The organism is Actinopolymorpha cephalotaxi (assembly GCF_013408535.1).
Taxonomy (GTDB): Bacteria; Actinomycetota; Actinomycetes; order Propionibacteriales; family Actinopolymorphaceae; genus Actinopolymorpha; species Actinopolymorpha cephalotaxi.
Genome location: NZ_JACBZA010000001.1, coordinates 6213911 through 6229145, shown reverse-complemented (window position 1 = coordinate 6229145; position 15235 = coordinate 6213911). Strand labels below are relative to the sequence as shown.

The 15235-nt window shown below is 67.1% G+C and carries 15 protein-coding genes and 2 pseudogenes; 12 read left to right on the top strand and 5 right to left on the bottom strand.

Annotated elements, in window-relative coordinates; translation table 11 throughout:
* Positions 1-219 precede the first annotated feature (219 nt).
* Both FHR37_RS27750 and FHR37_RS27745 read left to right on the top strand, forming a co-directional pair.
* The gene (locus FHR37_RS27750; protein ID WP_175542823.1) at positions 220-381 is read left to right on the top strand and encodes a hypothetical protein; all 162 of its coding nucleotides are present in this window, start codon (positions 220-222) and stop codon (positions 379-381) included.
* Positions 382-811: 430 nt separating this feature from the next.
* Positions 812-1708 carry an oxidoreductase gene (locus tag FHR37_RS27745; RefSeq protein WP_092889728.1) on the top strand — a complete coding sequence of 299 codons (897 nt, stop codon included), beginning with the start codon at positions 812-814 and terminating at the stop codon, positions 1706-1708.
* On the opposite strand, the gene FHR37_RS27740 is transcribed toward FHR37_RS27745, so the two are convergent.
* Positions 1709-2551 carry a helix-turn-helix transcriptional regulator gene (locus FHR37_RS27740; protein WP_092889731.1) on the bottom strand — a complete coding sequence of 281 codons (843 nt, stop codon included), beginning with the start codon at positions 2549-2551 and terminating at the stop codon, positions 1709-1711. It abuts the gene before it with no gap.
* Between the two features lie 480 nt (positions 2552-3031).
* On the opposite strand from FHR37_RS27740, the gene FHR37_RS27735 reads away from it, so the two are divergent.
* The 7 genes and pseudogenes from FHR37_RS27735 to FHR37_RS27705 all read left to right on the top strand — a co-directional run bounded on the left by FHR37_RS27735 (position 3032) and on the right by FHR37_RS27705 (position 7321).
* On the top strand, positions 3032-3319 hold the full coding sequence (locus FHR37_RS27735; RefSeq protein WP_092889734.1) for a type II toxin-antitoxin system prevent-host-death family antitoxin: 288 nt from the start codon (positions 3032-3034) through the stop codon (positions 3317-3319).
* A complete protein-coding gene (locus tag FHR37_RS27730) occupies positions 3316-3561 on the top strand; it encodes a type II toxin-antitoxin system RelE family toxin (RefSeq protein ID WP_092889737.1) in 246 nt (81 codons plus the stop codon). The genes FHR37_RS27735 and FHR37_RS27730 overlap by 4 nt, the downstream gene beginning before the upstream one ends.
* 385 nt (positions 3562-3946) lie before the next feature.
* A pseudogene (locus tag FHR37_RS27725) lies at positions 3947-4609 on the top strand (phytanoyl-CoA dioxygenase family protein); the annotation flags it as partial.
* Between the two features lie 298 nt (positions 4610-4907).
* Positions 4908-5814, top strand: a pseudogene (locus FHR37_RS27720) (IS5 family transposase).
* 29 nt (positions 5815-5843) lie between these two features.
* Positions 5844-6008, top strand: a complete 165-nt coding sequence (locus FHR37_RS27715; protein ID WP_175542877.1) for a hypothetical protein — start codon at positions 5844-5846, stop codon at positions 6006-6008.
* 72 nt (positions 6009-6080) lie between these two features.
* The gene (locus FHR37_RS27710) at positions 6081-6569 is read left to right on the top strand and encodes a cupin domain-containing protein (protein ID WP_092890836.1); all 489 of its coding nucleotides are present in this window, start codon (positions 6081-6083) and stop codon (positions 6567-6569) included.
* Between the two features lie 62 nt (positions 6570-6631).
* Positions 6632-7321, top strand: a complete 690-nt coding sequence (locus FHR37_RS27705; protein ID WP_092890833.1) for a phosphotransferase — start codon at positions 6632-6634, stop codon at positions 7319-7321.
* Between the two features lie 345 nt (positions 7322-7666).
* Here FHR37_RS27705 and FHR37_RS27700 read toward each other — a convergent pair whose 3' ends face one another.
* The gene (locus FHR37_RS27700) at positions 7667-8902 is read right to left on the bottom strand and encodes an IS256 family transposase (protein WP_179771054.1); all 1236 of its coding nucleotides are present in this window, start codon (positions 8900-8902) and stop codon (positions 7667-7669) included.
* Positions 8903-9219: 317 nt separating this feature from the next.
* On the opposite strand from FHR37_RS27700, the gene FHR37_RS27695 reads away from it, so the two are divergent.
* Positions 9220-10266: an IS110 family RNA-guided transposase gene (locus FHR37_RS27695; protein ID WP_179770981.1), complete on the top strand. Its 1047-nt coding sequence runs from the start codon at positions 9220-9222 to the stop codon at positions 10264-10266.
* Between the two features lie 485 nt (positions 10267-10751).
* Here the strand turns inward: FHR37_RS27695 and FHR37_RS27690 are convergent, their stop codons facing one another.
* A complete protein-coding gene (locus FHR37_RS27690; RefSeq protein ID WP_175542860.1) occupies positions 10752-11240 on the bottom strand; it encodes a hypothetical protein in 489 nt (162 codons plus the stop codon).
* 98 nt (positions 11241-11338) lie between these two features.
* Here FHR37_RS27690 and FHR37_RS27685 point away from each other — a divergent pair, with 98 nt between their 5' ends.
* Positions 11339-11590 (top strand): hypothetical protein, encoded by a 252-nt coding sequence (locus FHR37_RS27685; protein WP_175542861.1) that lies wholly within the window; start codon positions 11339-11341, stop codon positions 11588-11590.
* Positions 11591-11857: 267 nt separating this feature from the next.
* Here FHR37_RS27685 and FHR37_RS27680 read toward each other — a convergent pair whose 3' ends face one another.
* Together FHR37_RS27680 and FHR37_RS27675 are read right to left on the bottom strand one after the other, a co-directional pair.
* Positions 11858-12217, bottom strand: a complete 360-nt coding sequence (locus tag FHR37_RS27680; protein ID WP_092890670.1) for a nuclear transport factor 2-like protein — start codon at positions 12215-12217, stop codon at positions 11858-11860.
* Between the two features lie 75 nt (positions 12218-12292).
* Positions 12293-13936, bottom strand: coding sequence for an FG-GAP-like repeat-containing protein (locus FHR37_RS27675; RefSeq protein ID WP_175542862.1), 1644 nt, complete (start codon positions 13934-13936; stop codon positions 12293-12295).
* Positions 13937-14228: 292 nt separating this feature from the next.
* Between FHR37_RS27675 and FHR37_RS27670 the strand changes: the two genes are divergently transcribed.
* Positions 14229-14873, top strand: coding sequence for a GNAT family N-acetyltransferase (locus FHR37_RS27670; protein ID WP_092890676.1), 645 nt, complete (start codon positions 14229-14231; stop codon positions 14871-14873).
* The last annotated feature ends 362 nt before the right edge of the window (positions 14874-15235 follow it).

Sequence of the window (15235 nt, the reverse complement as noted above, 5' to 3'; positions counted from 1 at the left end):
GCGCCGAGCCACATGATCGGAAGCCAGAACCAGGGCACCGCCCGAATCTACGGGTCACAGCGACAGCACGTCGTCCATACGCCCTGGTGGGGGCATCAGCGCCGCCGTACTGGAAGACCTCGAAGACCGGCTCGCGATCACCCAGTAGCTCGAGAAAGCCAACGGCACCCTTCGGACCGTCCCGCACGAGGAGGCCAAGCGCAGACTTGGGTTCACCGAGTGACCCACACCCTCGACTGGCGCGAGAACGCGCTGAACAGCCTCGCCGGATATCTCGACGATGATCCTGCCGGCGTGGGTGAAGTCTTCACGGTTCTCGATGAGCTCACCGCCAATCCCTACGCGCCCTACGCCACCAAGATCGGGTCGGCACTTCGATAGCGGATCGGGCGCTACCGCATCGTCTACGAGATCGAGGACCACACGTCACCGTGCTCGTAATCCACATCGGCCGCACCACCTGACCGAGCAGGCGCCACACCGGCCGGCTTGTGGTGGGTCCTCAGGGCAGCAGCCGGACGATGTCGTCGTAGTCGTAGCCGGTGCCAGCGTCGCGGATCACTGGCGGCCTGCCCACGCGCGGTCCTGGCGTAGGCCCACTCCGCGGAGAGGATGGGCGTCACGAATACGCAGTCTGCGATCTACCCGGGTATCGCGGGCGGGTGCGTCGACGCGGGACCGAGCCTGGCCAGGCGCCGGTCCTGGGTCAATGGAACAAGCAGCCGATGATCGGATGGTCCAAGGTGGTACTCCGATTCCTAGGACAAGAGGTCCTCTCGTCCGGTCGTGGCGGCCGAGGCAGCGTGGCGACATGACTGAATCCATGTCCTTTCTCGGAGACAAGCCCGTTCACCGCATCGGTTTCGGCGCGATGCAACTCGCCGGCCCCGGGGTGTTCGGGCCACCCAAGGACCGTGACGGAGCGCTCGCGGTCCTGCGGCGTGCGGTGGAGCTCGGCGTCGACCACATCGACACCGCGCAGTTCTACGGACCCGACGTCGTCAACGAGCTGATCCGGGAGGCGCTGCATCCCTACCCTGGCGACTTGCGCCTCGTGACCAAGGTCGGGGCGGTGCGCGACTCGGACGGTGGCTGGATCCGGGCGGCGGAGCCTGATGAGCTCAAGCACCAGGTCCGTGAAAACCTCAAGGCACTCGACGTCGACCGGATCGATCTCGTGAACCTGCGCCGGTTCGAGCGCAGCGAGCCGGACGCCCGCGAGCCAGACCTGGCCGACCAGCTGGGGGCGCTCGCCGAGCTCCGCGAGGCCGGCGACATCGACCTGATCGGGGTCTCCAACGTCACCGCGGAGACCGTGCGTAAGGCAATCGACACGGTTGGGATCGGCGGGGTGCAAAACCCGTTCGGCATCCTCGACCGCAGCGACGAGCCCGTACTGGAGCTGTGCCGCGAGCACGGCGTCTCCTACGTGCCCTTCTTCCCACTCGGCTCCGCCTTCGGAGGTGGCGGGCCCAAAGCACTGGCCGTCGACCCGCACGTGAGCACAGTTGCGGCGAAACACGGCGTCACGCCGAGCCAGGTCGCGTTGGCCTGGGCGCTTGCGCAGTACGACGGCCTGCTGCTCATCCCAGGCACCAGCTCGGTCGCCCACCTGGAGGAGAACATGGCCGTGATCGACATCGAGCTTGAGGCCGAGGACCTGGAAACGCTCGACCGGGTTCGATCCAAGCCGGTCGAGGGGCACTGATCAGCCCACCGAGACGCCCTGGAATCCCGCGAGGATCGCCCTCGTCAGTGCGTCGGCGTCCGGAGTTCCGGGCTCGGCCGTGAACACCACGATCTGCAGGTCGCTGCCGTGAACCGTAAGGACGTCGCAGTCGACGGTCATCCGCCCGACGACCGGGTGGTCGAGAGTCTTGCGCTGGGCACCGCGCACCCTGGCCGGGGTGGTGTCCCACAACTCGGCGAAGCGTGGGCTCTGCTCGCGCAAGTCGGCGACCAGCGAGACGAGGTCCGGGTCGTCGGGCAGCCGGATCAGCGCCGCGTGCAGGTCGGCGACGACGTCGCGCTCCACCATGGAGCGAGTCTGCGGTTCCAGGGTGCCCATACCGGGGACGTCCATGAACGTCCGCCAGGCCCGGTTGCGGCCGCGTCCCTCCAGGTGCGAAACGTCGCCGAACAAGGCGTCCGCCGCCCGATTCTGCACGACCGTCTCCCACGCCGCGTCGATCACCGTCACCGGCGTCTCGCCGAGCCGATCCACGATACGAAGCACGCTCGGGGTGATCTGGCGGACCATCCGCCCGGAGGTGGGCGGGAAGTGCCCGGCCATCCGGTATAGCCGATCTGACTCCTCATGGTCGAGCTGGAGCGCCTGGGCGAGCGCCTGCACCACCTGCGGAGAGGGATTGCGTGCGCGGCCCTGCTCGAGCCGCACCAAGTAGTCCGCCGAAACCCCTGCCAGGGCGGCGACCTCCTCGCGACGGAGGCCGGAGGCTCGCCGCCGTGGCTGGCTGGGCAGGCCGGCGTCGTCGGGCGCCAGGCGGTCACGCCAGGCACGCAGTTGTATTCCGAGCTCCGTGGACGTCATGACTCGATCTAACCGCGCCCACGGTCAGCAGGGACTACCGATAAAGCTTTCGATCTGGACTACCGACGCGGGCATGAAGCGCGGTCTGCCCGCCGAGCCCGGAGGCCAGGGCAGCTATACCGCTGAAGCGGAGGGCATGGGATTCGAACCCATGAAGACAGGTGGGTCCTGCCTTAGCGGTTTCAAGCAATCTCCAACAGCCCCTGCGACCAGCAGATTCACCGCACCGGCCAACCCCTTCGCCGCGTATTCGCCGTGCCATGACCCGACCAGCCGCAGCCCGCCGGACGCCACCGGACTGGCGCTTGACCCCACCGTGCGACCCACCCAGACCGCTACCGTCGCGGCGATGGCGTGCGTACCCCCTCCGGCACCGGCCCTCGCCGGCTCCGACGTCCAGGCTGACGGCGCCAGCCATCGGCGCCGACACGCCGCCGTCGGCACCGGCATCAAGTGTCAGGTAGTGCACACTTGTGTGTCATGAGCCACGGTCTGCCCGAGCCGACACCCGACGCCTCCGCCGAGGTCGTCACCATCACCGACGCACGGACCCGCTTCGGCAGCCTCGTACGACGCGCCGCGCACACCCGCCAACGCGTCATCATCACCGACCACGGCCAAGCCGCGGCCGCGATCATCAGCGCCGCCGAACTGGAAGACCTCGAAGACCGGCTCGCGATCACCCAGTATCAGCTCGAGAAAGCCAACGGCACCCTGCGGACCGTCCCCCACGAGCAGGCCAAGCGCCGGCTCGGGCTCTCGGAGTGACCTACACCCTCGACTGGCGCGAGAACGCGCTGAACAGTCTCGCCGGGTACCTCGACGACGACCCGGCCGGCGTGGGTCAAGTCTTCACCGTGCTCGACGAGCTCACCGCCAACCCCTACCCGCCCTACGTCACCAGGATCGGACCCGCGTTCCGAGTACGGATCGGCCCCTACCGCATCGTCTACGAGATCGAAGACCACACCGTCACCGTGCTCGTAATCCACATCGGCCGCACCACCTGACCAAGCAGGCGCCGCGACGGGCGGGCGGTGGGCCAGCAGTCGTTCGCTCTGGCTGGCACCTTCCGATTCGAGATCGGCGGCGAGCGCCGGATGCCACAGTGCGGGCGTCCGACCGGTTCTCGACAGTAGGACCGGGCGAATGCCCGTCGTACTGGAAGATGGACAGGTCGTTGAGATTCAATCCCAACATGCGCTTGTCGTGGCGGACGATCGTTACGCCGAAAGACTCCACCTGCCGGCCCTCCGCCAGCCACGACCAAGGTCCCACCCGGGCACAGGTCACCAAGACCAGCGAAAGGACCGCAGAGTGAGTTCACCAGCGTCGATCACGGACGAGCCCCCTTGTCTGAGCGGTGAGCAGGTCGCTTCGTGACAGAGCGACGGCTTCCTCGTGGTCGACCGCCTCATCGGACCGGCGACGACGGCCGCACTGCGCACTGCGTACGACGACCTCCTGGCCCGTCAGGACGCCAACCCTTCCGACCGGATGCTCGGAGGCATCACCTGCCAAGTCATGCGGCCGGCGCAGGCACACCCACTCTTCGACCGCAATCCCGCCGTCGACAATGCACTCGTGGTGGCCCAGCAACTTATCGGAACCGATCAGTTGGTACGGACCTTCGACATGTTGATCTACAAGCCGCCCGGGCACCCGCACGTCACACCATGGCATCAGGACTATGCGTACGGCGCCATGCCGTTCGTCGACACCGGCACGCAGATGCACGATCGATCCATCCAGTTCTGGGTGCCCCTGGACGATGTGGATACCCAGACCGGCTGCATGCAGTTCATACCGGGGCGCCACCAGGGTCCGCTCCTCCAGCACTATGTGGCCTCGGGCAGCTCCGAAGACGAGGGAAGGTTGCTCGCCCTCACCGATCCCACCGCTCAGCTCGATCTCTCCCGCGTCGTCGTGGCCGAGATCCCGTCCGGCGGCTGCACCATGCATGCGCCCGGAACCCCACACTTCACCGGTGCGAACCACTCGGCCGACCGACCGCGGCGAAGCTACATCTTCAACATCGGGGTCCGCTCAGCCGAGTAACCCGAGCGATTTACGAGGCGGCCGAAGCGCCACCAGCCGACGCGCTCCCAAAGGTAGAGGCAACCGATGGGGCCAATGACTACACCGTTTCAGCCGTCTTCGGGTGCTGGCTCCATCGGCTTAGCGAGCTACGGCCTGTCTGCTGCGCCGGACGTCAGTCTGCCCTTCGCGCTCCCATCTGGTGTCGCGAGAGGAAACCTGGACATGGACCACGACGTCGTCATCGGCATCGATTCGCATAAGGCCAGCTAGGGCGTGTCTCCCGAATGTCGGCCTTCCGGGCTGCGATGGTTGACCGATGTCGCGTTCAGCCGTGCTGTCCGATGCCCAGTGGGAGCTGATCGAGCCCTTGATGCCGTCCTCGGACGGCAAGCGGGGCAACAGGTTTCGGGACCACCGCAGGATCGTCGAGGGTGTCGTGTACCGGTTCCGGACCGGCATCGCCTGGCGTGACCTGCCGGAGCGGTTCGGGCCGTGGCAGACGGTCTGGAAGCGGCATCGCCGGTTCTGCGGCGACGGCACTTGGGACCGGATCCACACCGCGCTGCTCGCGCACGCCGACGCGGCCGGTGACATCGACTGGTCGGTCAGCGTGGACTCGACGATCAACCGCGCGCACCAGCACGGCACCAACCTGACCAGGCCCGCCACTGGCACAGGGGGAACTGTCGAATCACACGAATCTGCGGATCGAGCCGGCTGACCACGCCATCGGCCGCTCCCGCGGAGGCCTGAGCACGAAGATTCACCACTTGTGCGACGGCAAGGGCCGCCCGCTCGTGCTGCTGCTCGGGCCCGGCCAGGCCAACGACTCGCCGATGTTCGCGAACCTGCTCAAGGCGATTCGCGTACCCAGGCAGGGTCGAGGGCGCCCGCGGACCCGACCCGACGCGGTCCTGGCGGACAAGGCGTACTCCTCCCGCGGCAACCGGGCGCTGCTGCGCTCCCGTGGCATCACCGCGGTGATCGCCGAACCGTCCGACCAGACAGGACACCGCAAACGCAAGGGCTCCAAGGGTGGCCGACCACCGGCGTTCGACGCCGAGGCGTACAAGGGGCGCAACGTCATCGAGCGTTCTTTCAACGTCCTGAAGCAGTGGCGAGGCTTGGCCACCAGGTACGACAAGCTCGCCCTGACCTACCGCGGCGGCGTCGTACTCGGCGCGATCATCACCTGGCTACGCGAACTGGGAGACACGCCCTAGTCCGCAGAACCCCGACCAGCGGCCCGCGTATGGCGATCGTCTGGATCGCCGGGAAGCGGGGCGGCATGGAGCACTGGATCTTCGTGGAGGAGTCCATCGTGATCGGCGGTTTCACCCTGTACTGGATCACACAGAAGGCCGTGGAGGTCTGGGCCGGACCCGCTGACGAACCCACTGAGCGGGTCCTCACGTGACGCCTGCTGCCGGTTGTCGCCCCTTGGGGAAGCGTCGTTGACAACGACCACGGCGGGAGCTTGATTGTGCCCATGACCTATGTGAGTGGTGCGTTCAGCCGGCCGGTCGTCACGGATCCGGACAGCCAGTCCGCCGTCTCCTTCCTCGGTGGCCTCGTCCGGATGCGGGCCACCGCGCCGGACACCGACGGCGCTTTCGCGATCCTGGAGCACGAAGGTGAGCGGGGATACATGTCGCCGCTCCACCTGCACGACGCCGATGAGGAAACCTTCCTAGTACTCGACGGCACCCTGCGCGTGGAGGTCGGTGAGCGGGTCTTAAGCGTCGGTTCGGGCGGCCTGACGCTGCTGCCACGAGGGCTGGCCCACGGCTTCGTCGTCACCTCCCCGCAGGCCCGATTCCTTACTCTGCACACACCGGCGGGCTTCGACCGGTTCGTGGCCGAGGTGGGGGCGTCGCCGCAGGACTCGGCGACCAAGCCGCCACCGGATCCAGCCGAGCTGACCCGGATCGCCGCTCGCCACGGCATCCAGATCGTCGGGCCGCCGCTGCTCCCCTGACCTCCCCGACCCACACTGTGTTTATCGCGGACACCGCCAAGCGCCAGATATAGCGTGGCCGAATGCGGGACATCCTCGAATTTCTCGGTGTCGACGCATCACTTGTTCTGGCGATCCCGGCCAACCACGGCGCCGACGGCAACGCGAACTGGCATGTGTGGCCGAGGTCGGGGGAGCGGTGCGTCCTGCGTCGCTATCACGCCGGAGCGGATGCCGATGACCTGCGCTATGAGAACGTGATTCTGACGTACCTGGGTGCACGGGGCTGGCTCGTACCGGAACCGCTGTGCTCACCGGTCGAATACGACGGCCGCTGGTACGGGCTCACCCGGTTTGTACCGGGGCGGGCTCTGGAGCAGGAGACCCCACTTCAGCAGCGACAGCGGGGCGCGGACCTGGCTCGGTTGCACGTCGCGCTTCGGCCACTGGCTTCACACCTCGGGCAACGATCCGGTTGGCGGCCGCTAAGGCACGGGCTCCCTGTCATGGCCCCGGTCGACTGGGACGCTGGGCTCGACGAACTCTCCGACCGTTTTCCGCGGTTGGCCGCCTGGGCGAGGGCCGCTGCTGCCTCGGTCGCGAACCAGTTCGTCACGCTCGGTGCTGCGGACCTGCCGCTCACCGTGATTCACGGCGACTTCATGGGCGACCAGAACGTGCACTACGACGGGGACCGGCTCGTCGGTGTCATCGACTTCGCGGTCACCCATCTGGGCAGCCGGCCGTACGAACTCATTGCTGCGCGGTCCTAGCGGGCACCCGGCCTTCTTCCTGGCTATGCGGACGAGCTGCGCCAGCAAGGCTGGCCGTTGAGTGAGATCGAAGTAGCGGCTCTCGTACCGGTCCGGCGCGCCTTTCGGCTGGCCCTTGTCGGCTGGCATCTTCTTGGTGGGATGGAGACCGGGTTCTTCGACCCGACCGCTATCGAGTCCTGCCTGGCCGGCACCGGGATCGACCCATCGGGAACGGCGACTGCGCCTCGGTGAGCCCGATGGCGGAGCCGACATTCAGAACGGTGGTAGGTCATCGTCTGCCGTTCGCCCGGGTCAAGTCCATTGGCGTGGTGTAGCGGTCGTGTCGCGTGATCTCTTCGTGGGTTAGGCGCTGAGCGCCTTGAGGTCGGTGTCGGTCACCTCCTCGGAGACGATGTCGTTGCGGGCTTTGGCGAGGAGGTCCAGGCCGAGGTAGCGGCGGCCTTCGATCCACTCGTCGTGTTGTTCGGCGAGGACGGCTCCGACGAGGCGGATGAGTGAGTTGCGGTCGGGGAAGATCCCGACGACGTCGGTGCGCCGTCGGATCTCCCGGTTGAGGCGTTCTTGGGGGTTGTTGGACCAGATCTGTCGCCACAGCTGCTTGGGGAAGCCGGTGAACGCCAGCACGTCGGGCCGTGCGGCCTCGAGGTGGTCGGCGACCTTGGGCAGCTTGTCGGTCAGGGCGTCCAGGACGCGGTTGAACTGGTCGTGCACCGCGGCGGCGTCGGGCTGGTCATAGACCGAGTGCAGCAGCGTCCGCACCCACGGCCAAGACGCCTTCGGTGTCACGGCCATGAGGTTCGCGGCGTAGTGGGTGCGGCACCGCTGCCAGGCCGCGCCGGGCAGGGTCGCCCCGATCGCTGTGACCAGGCCGGCGTGGGCATCAGAGGTCACCAGCCCGACACCGGACAGGCCGCGGGCGACCAGCCCACGCAGGAACCCCAGCCAGCCGGTACCGTCTTCGGCGGAGGTGACGTCGACGCCGAGGATCTCCCGGTGTCCGTCGGCGTTGACACCGGTCGCGACGAGGGCGTGCACCCCGACGACCCGGCCACCCTCACGGACCTTCAGCACCAGGGCGTCCATCGCGACGAACGCGTAGGGGCCGGCGTCCAAGGGCCGGGTGCGGAACGCCTCCACCTGCTCGTCCAGCTCCGCAGCCATCACGCTGACCTGGGACTTCGACAGGCGGGTGATGCCGAGCTGTTCGACAAGTTTCTCCATCCGCCTCGTCGACACCCCGAGCAGGTAACAGGTCGCCACCACCGACGTCAGGGCCCGTTCGGCCCGGCGGCGCCGTTCCAGCAGCCAGTCCGGGAAGTACGAACCCGAGCGGAGCTTGGGGATGCCCACGTCGATCGTGCCGGTGCGGGTGTCGAAGTCACGGTGACGGTAGCCGTTACGGGAGTTCGTCCGGTCCGGGCTGGCCACCCCGTACGGGGCGCCGCAGACCGCATCGGCTTCCGCGCCCATCAGCGCGTCGATGAACGTGGACAACAACTCGCGCAGCAGGTCCGGCGACGCAGCAGCCAGCTGTTCGTGCAGGAACCGGTCAGGGGTCATACTGGGCTTGGCGGTCATCGCGAAGGTCTCCTTGAGCTTGAGCGGGAACTCAGTTCGAAGGATCACGCGATGACCGCCCTACGCGTCTACGACACGCCCATCAACAAGGCGCTGCGGTACACCACTCTGCTCAGTGTCAAGGTGACGTGCAGGGCTCGGCTGGCTCGCTCCACCACTCTGTGCCGTTGGTGGCCATGTCCAGTTGTGCGGCCGTCCGGGTCCTGCTGGACCGGCCGGCGTGGCTTGATAGGAGCGTGGCGTCGCCCCAACTGAGCTGTGCCCACCGGCCGGTCCTGTCACCCATCACCGAATGAAGAGAACGGGAGACAGGTTCCATGGTCGTACTCGGAATCGATGCTCACAAGCGCAGCCACACCGTCGTCGCGGTCGACGACCTCGGTCGTAAGCTCGGCCAACGCACGACTGGAACAACCACCGACGATCACCTGGCCATGCTGACGTGGGCAGAGCAGTTCGGCGACGAGAGGATGTGGGCGGTCGAGGACTGTCGCCACCTGTCCCGACGCCTCGAACGAGACCTGCTCGGTGCAGGGGAACGCATCGTGCGCGTCCCTCCCAAGCTGATGGCTCATGTCCGCGACAGCGCCCGCAGCTACGGTAAGTCCGACCCGATCGACGCATTGGCGGTTGCGCGAGCGGCCCTACGCGAGCCGAACCTGCCGACCGCGCGTCTGGACGGGCCTGCACGCGAAGTCAGGCTGCTGTTAAGCCACCGCGACGACATGGTCGCCGAACGGACCCGTGTGATCAACCGCCTTCGCTGGCACCTCCACGAGATCGACCCGTCCTGGCAGCTCCCGCCCCGCACTTTGTGGAGGCCGAAGAACCTTGCCGGCGTCACCGCTCGCCTGATCGGCATCGATGGGCTGGTGGCCCGACTTGCCCGAGACCTCGTGGACCGCTGCCGCGACCTCACCGCGCAGATCCGTGCGCTCGACCGTGAACTCGAACCGCTGGTATCCCGCCTGGCGCCGAACCTGCTTGAGCTGCCCGGGTGCGCGATCCTGACCGCCGCAAAGATCATCGGAGAGACCGCCGACGTCACACGGTTCCGCTCCCGGCACGCCTTCGCACGCCACAACGGGACCGCCCCCGTCCCGGTCTGGTCCGGCAACCACGAACGGCATCGGCTATCCCGCATCGGCAACCGACAACTCAATGCCGCTCTGCACCGCATCGCAATCACCCAGGCCCACTACCACCCACAGGCACGAGAGTTTCTCCAACGACGACGGACTCAAGGCGATACCAAGACAGAGTCGATCCGTGCCCTCAAACGACGACTCTCCGACGTCGTCTACCGTGCCCTGCAAGCCGACGCCAACATCAACCACGACCCGGCCGTGACGGCCGCCGCTTGACATAGGAGCAACTGGACGCCACTTTCGCCCGCTATCGCCGCCACTAGCCACCACTCCGCCACGCGCTGGAAACCCGAGCCTGCCAGCGCTTCGCGGAAACTGACCCCGTGCGGGCGATGTCGGCTTCCAGCCACACCTTGGTGGCCCCGAAGTCCAGGTGGCGCCAGCGGCGGCTGGACAGGTCATAGCGGGACCGGGTCGAGTACCCGCACCCACACCGGTAGCGGCGGCCCCCCGGCGGCGAAGACCAACAACGAGGCCATCGGTGGTGAAGTCCACCGAGCACACCGATGCCCCGGGCAGGCCCAGAATGCGGTTGAATACCGCGGTGATGCGCACGTGCGTTGCTCCAGACGGTTAAGGATTCGACACCCAGAACCTAAGGGCAACCACGTGCGCGTCTCTTCACGCCCCGCCCCACACCCCAACCCCACCAAACACCTCTCCCGGCCCGGCGAAGAACCCACACCAAGCCGAGGAGAGTGTCAGGCGTTCGATTTAGAAGAGGGGGTGTGGGGCAACAGCGCAGATACGGCCAACAGGAAGTCGACGGGTACGAAGTGCCGACCGGGCGGCGGCGCCAGCAGCTCAAGGAAGTCGTTGACGCCATCAACGACCATGTACGCCAGACGCCAGGCGGCGGGATCTACTCCGGCGACGGCAGCTGGCGGGCACCCGCCGGCGACAAGCTCATGGCGCCCACGCTCGAAGGACCGGACCGGGTACGCCGCTGTGAAACGCGTCGACGGCGCGGACACCATCCTCGCCGCCCACCCCACCGCGAACGCGTAGACATCCAGGACCGGCTGTACCGGTCCCGCCACTACGCATCCCCCCGCATGCTCACCTGCCACCGCATCGCCGAAATCCTCTACGCCGGCATCTGCGCCGGACACATCGAACCCGTCCCCGCCGCACGCGTCGACGGCTCTGTGGACCTGGTGCTCCACGCCACGGAACGAGGACGACTCCACCCCCGCATGCTCGCCGCCTACGGACAAGGCCTGGCCTGTTCGCCGAGCTCGAGATCGTCGGCGGCCCCACCACCCCGACACGCGAGATCTACGGGCGCATGTGGGGCCACACGATCATCCCCACCGTCGAGGAGGGCCTGGCGCGATTCAACGACGGCTGGGCCGCGCTCAAGGAAGCGCTCAAGAACACCACCGACGAAATGCTCGAGCGGGACTACCCGGGCCATCCGTGGGGGCGCGGCGACCACGCCCTCGCGGCGATGCTCAATGAGGTGAGCCACCACGGCACGCAGATCTGCATGGTGCGCGACATCTACGCCAACCGTTATGGCAGGACCCGTCAACGCTGAAGCGGCCGCGGACGCCAAACGATCTACGGCGAGTACGCGACTGTTTAGCTGGCAGGCCCGAATCAGCGTCTCCCCATCCCTGGACGCCGCCGCCGGGATCCCCCACAGCTCACGATCCGCCATGCTCTCCATGAGCACGTGGCCCCCGACCACCCAGATACCCGCCGCGCGAAGCCGGGTCGGGACTGACACAGCTTCCTCGTCGATCATCGAACCTCCCCCGCTGCCACCCTCCCCTGCCCGCGGGTGACCCGAAGACGTGGGTGTTCAACGGCCCGGGACCAGGAACCCAAGCTCTCCATACAAGCGCGCCGATGTGATCACGCCGTCTGCCACGTCGTAGGCGAGGCACCACGCTATTCGATCGGCGCCGGTACCGCGCGGATCGGCGCAGTACCCCTCAATGTACGCAATCCCATCTGCATACACGATCCGACTTTCTCCGTCGGGCATGTTGTTGTGCAACTCCGTGATGTAGTCCCGGACCTCGCTCGGGCCGACGATCGTCGTCGCGCCGTCGAATGTCGTCCAGCTCACAACGTCAGCGTAGAAGGTCGAAAAATCCTCACCACGGCCCATGACTTCGAAATAGCGCTCGATAACGGCCTGTGTATCCGCGGCATTCATGTGCGGGTATCCTTCCTCACGGTTTCTACAAAGCCCGGACCTCAACTTCTCGGCGGCCTATCGCTTCGGTGCGGGTCAAAACGCATCATGGACGCTGAGTGCGGCGCCGAAGGCGCCGTCTGGCTCGAGGGGGCCTTTGACTTCGGTGGTGCCGGCTGAGATGGCCTTGTTGAACAGCGGCCAGTCGGCGAAATCACGCGGGTACACGCCGCCCCGGAAGTCGTGGAAGACACCGGCATGGCGGACGCCGGAGACTGTCTCGCCGGGTGCCCCGACGAGAAGGTCCTCCGCATTCGCGATGTTGGCTCCGTTCCTCAGGTTCACGGTGGCGAAGGAGGCGCCGAACTTGTCGCCGGTCTCTGCGGCTCCCGGCACCCCGGGGGTGTCCTGGCTGAGGAGTACTTCTGCGTTTCCGGTGCTGGGGCCGGTGTTGGTGGGGGGACCGTAGAAGATCTGGACGGCCCCGGCCGCCGGCACACAACCGACGCGGTCGCCGGGAACACCGACAACGACGTCCTCCTCCCACACCCTCCCGTCCCCCGACGCCCACAGTCCCCCCACTGCGACAGTGGCGCCAAATTGGTCCCCGGCCTCGGCAGTTCCGGTTACACCCGCGGTGTTCTGCGACCAGTACTGATTCCCCGCGGATGTGAGTTCTCCGGACTCCGATCCGAACAGGATCGCGATGGCCCCGCTCCGGTTGTTCTCCCCCGGGATCCCGACCACCAGGTCCTCGCGGCCGTCCAGGGTGACATTCCCAGCATCGACGGCTGTGCCGAAGCCGTCATTAGGTTCGGCAGCTCCGACGATGCCAGCGCTGTTCTGGGACCAGAACCTCGACCCGGCACCGGTGATAGCCGCATCTTGGTTGCCCGGCACCACGACCACACCACCGGAGCTCGAGTTCTCCCCGGGGACCCCGATTGCCAGGGAAGGGTATTCCCCGACCCAGACCACGGTCAGGCTGGCACCGAACCGGTCCGACGCCTCCGAAGCCCCCGGGATCAGCGGAGACGACTGGGCCAGCCGCACCGCATGGATGGGTCCCGCATTCAACCCTGTGATGCTGCCGTAGATGACGAACACCGCCCCCGCGGCGACACCACCGTCCACATCGCCGGGCGCGCCGATGACCAGATCGGCGAAGCCGTCGAGGTTGAGGTCACGGACCGCCAGCGCCGCACCGAACCGTTCCCCCGCGGTGCGCGGACCAGGAATCGAGGCGGTTCCCTCGACCAGCATCTTGTTCCCGGTGGTGACGAGAAGCCCCGTGCCGTTGGCACCGTAGAACAGGTTGACCGCACCAGCGGAACCGTCCTCGCCCGGGACACCCACCGCGGCATCGACACAGCCGTCACCGTCGAAATCGCCGGTGACCACCGCCGCCCCGAACCGGTCGTTCGGCTCCGACCCGCCGGCGACTCCGGGCGTGTCTTGGCTGATCCACTGGTCCTCGTACCTGCCGGCGGAGTCACCAGCGGTGAGCCCGTTGTTCGAGCCGTGGAAGACATGGATCGCACCCGCGGCGTGGTTCTCCCCAGGCGCCCCAACCGCGAGGTCTCCGTACCCATCCCCGTTCATGTCCTCCCACGGCAACTCCGTGGCCAGACACGCCGACACCGCCGCGTCGGCTCTCCCTACACCCACCGCCGAAGACGCAGCTCCGAACGCAAGTGAGGCGGCGAGGGCAAGGAGCCCCACGGCAGGAAACGCACGCATCAGATCTCCCCTCCGGCCAAGGGCGCGTGGAAGGACGCACGTGATCAACCAAGCATGCGCTCCCTCCCTCCACGATGAACCCATTTCGCCATAAGTAGGTGAGCACCGTTTGCAGAGTCTCCGGTGGCCTAAAGCCGCCCCAGGTGATTGTGTTCACAACCGCCGCCGAGCCCGCTGGCGTCAGGCGGCACGCGCCGCGACAGATGCATGGCATGACAACCTGAGCGTCGCGGTCCGGGAGTTGATCAGTTTCGATGACGACCTGAGCATCTGCGGACCATCATGTGATCTTGTGACGGACGACCGGATGGGACAGACGGGCGAGCGCCGCGGGTTCAGGGTCCGAGCAGCGAGGTTGGAAGACGTGCTGGCGATGAGTCGGGTGTTCGTCGACACGTTCCGCACCGCCCACCGCGGTCAGGTCCCCGAGCACCTTCTGCTGAAGCGCACGTACGAGTCGTCTGCACGGGGGTGGGAACGGACGTTGCGTGAGATCGCCGAGGCCGAGGACCCGCAAGAGTACGTCTGCGTCGCCGAGGACACGGCCGGCGAGATCGTCGGCATCGCCATGGGCGGGCCGCCGGCAGACTGGCCCTTCGACGACGCGAACCGTGCCGCCCACCCGACCGGCGAGTGCTACGCCCTGTACGTGGACACCAGCCGACAACGCTGTGGGATCGGGCGGGCGTTGGTCGCAGACCTGGCCGCGTTCCTCGTTTCGCGTGGACGACGGCGACTGTCGATCGGGGTACTCGCCGTCAACGCACGCGCCCGCGCCTTCTACGAAGGAATCGGCGGCACCCTGCTCGGCCAGCGACACTTCGACGACCACGGCGTGCTCCTCGACGAGGTTGTCTACATCTGGGACGACGCCGCCTGCCTGACGCACGTCGAACCTGCCGGCATCACAGAGTCAGAACCCGTCAGGCGCGTCTGACGACGGGTTGGCGCCACAGCCGGATGGCGCCCCTCTACCGCGATCAGTGCGGTCGGGCAGCATCAGCCCTGCTACCGCTTCCCCAACGGTGACCACATGGCCGCCGCGGCCGGCCTGGCGCCGGCAATTGAGGTCAGGGAAGGTGCGCTACCTGCGCCGGGCGGCTGGCGGCAACCGCAGACTAAAGCGCATCTTCCATCAGTCCGCGTTCTGCGCCTTGACCAGTGATCCCGCGAGCAAGACCTTCTAGGCCCGTAACGCAAGGAGGGAAGGGCCCACCAGCAGGCTGTCATCGCTCTGGCCAGACGACGCATCAACGTCCTCCACGCAATGCTCCGAGCCACCAGTTCTACGATCCTGGT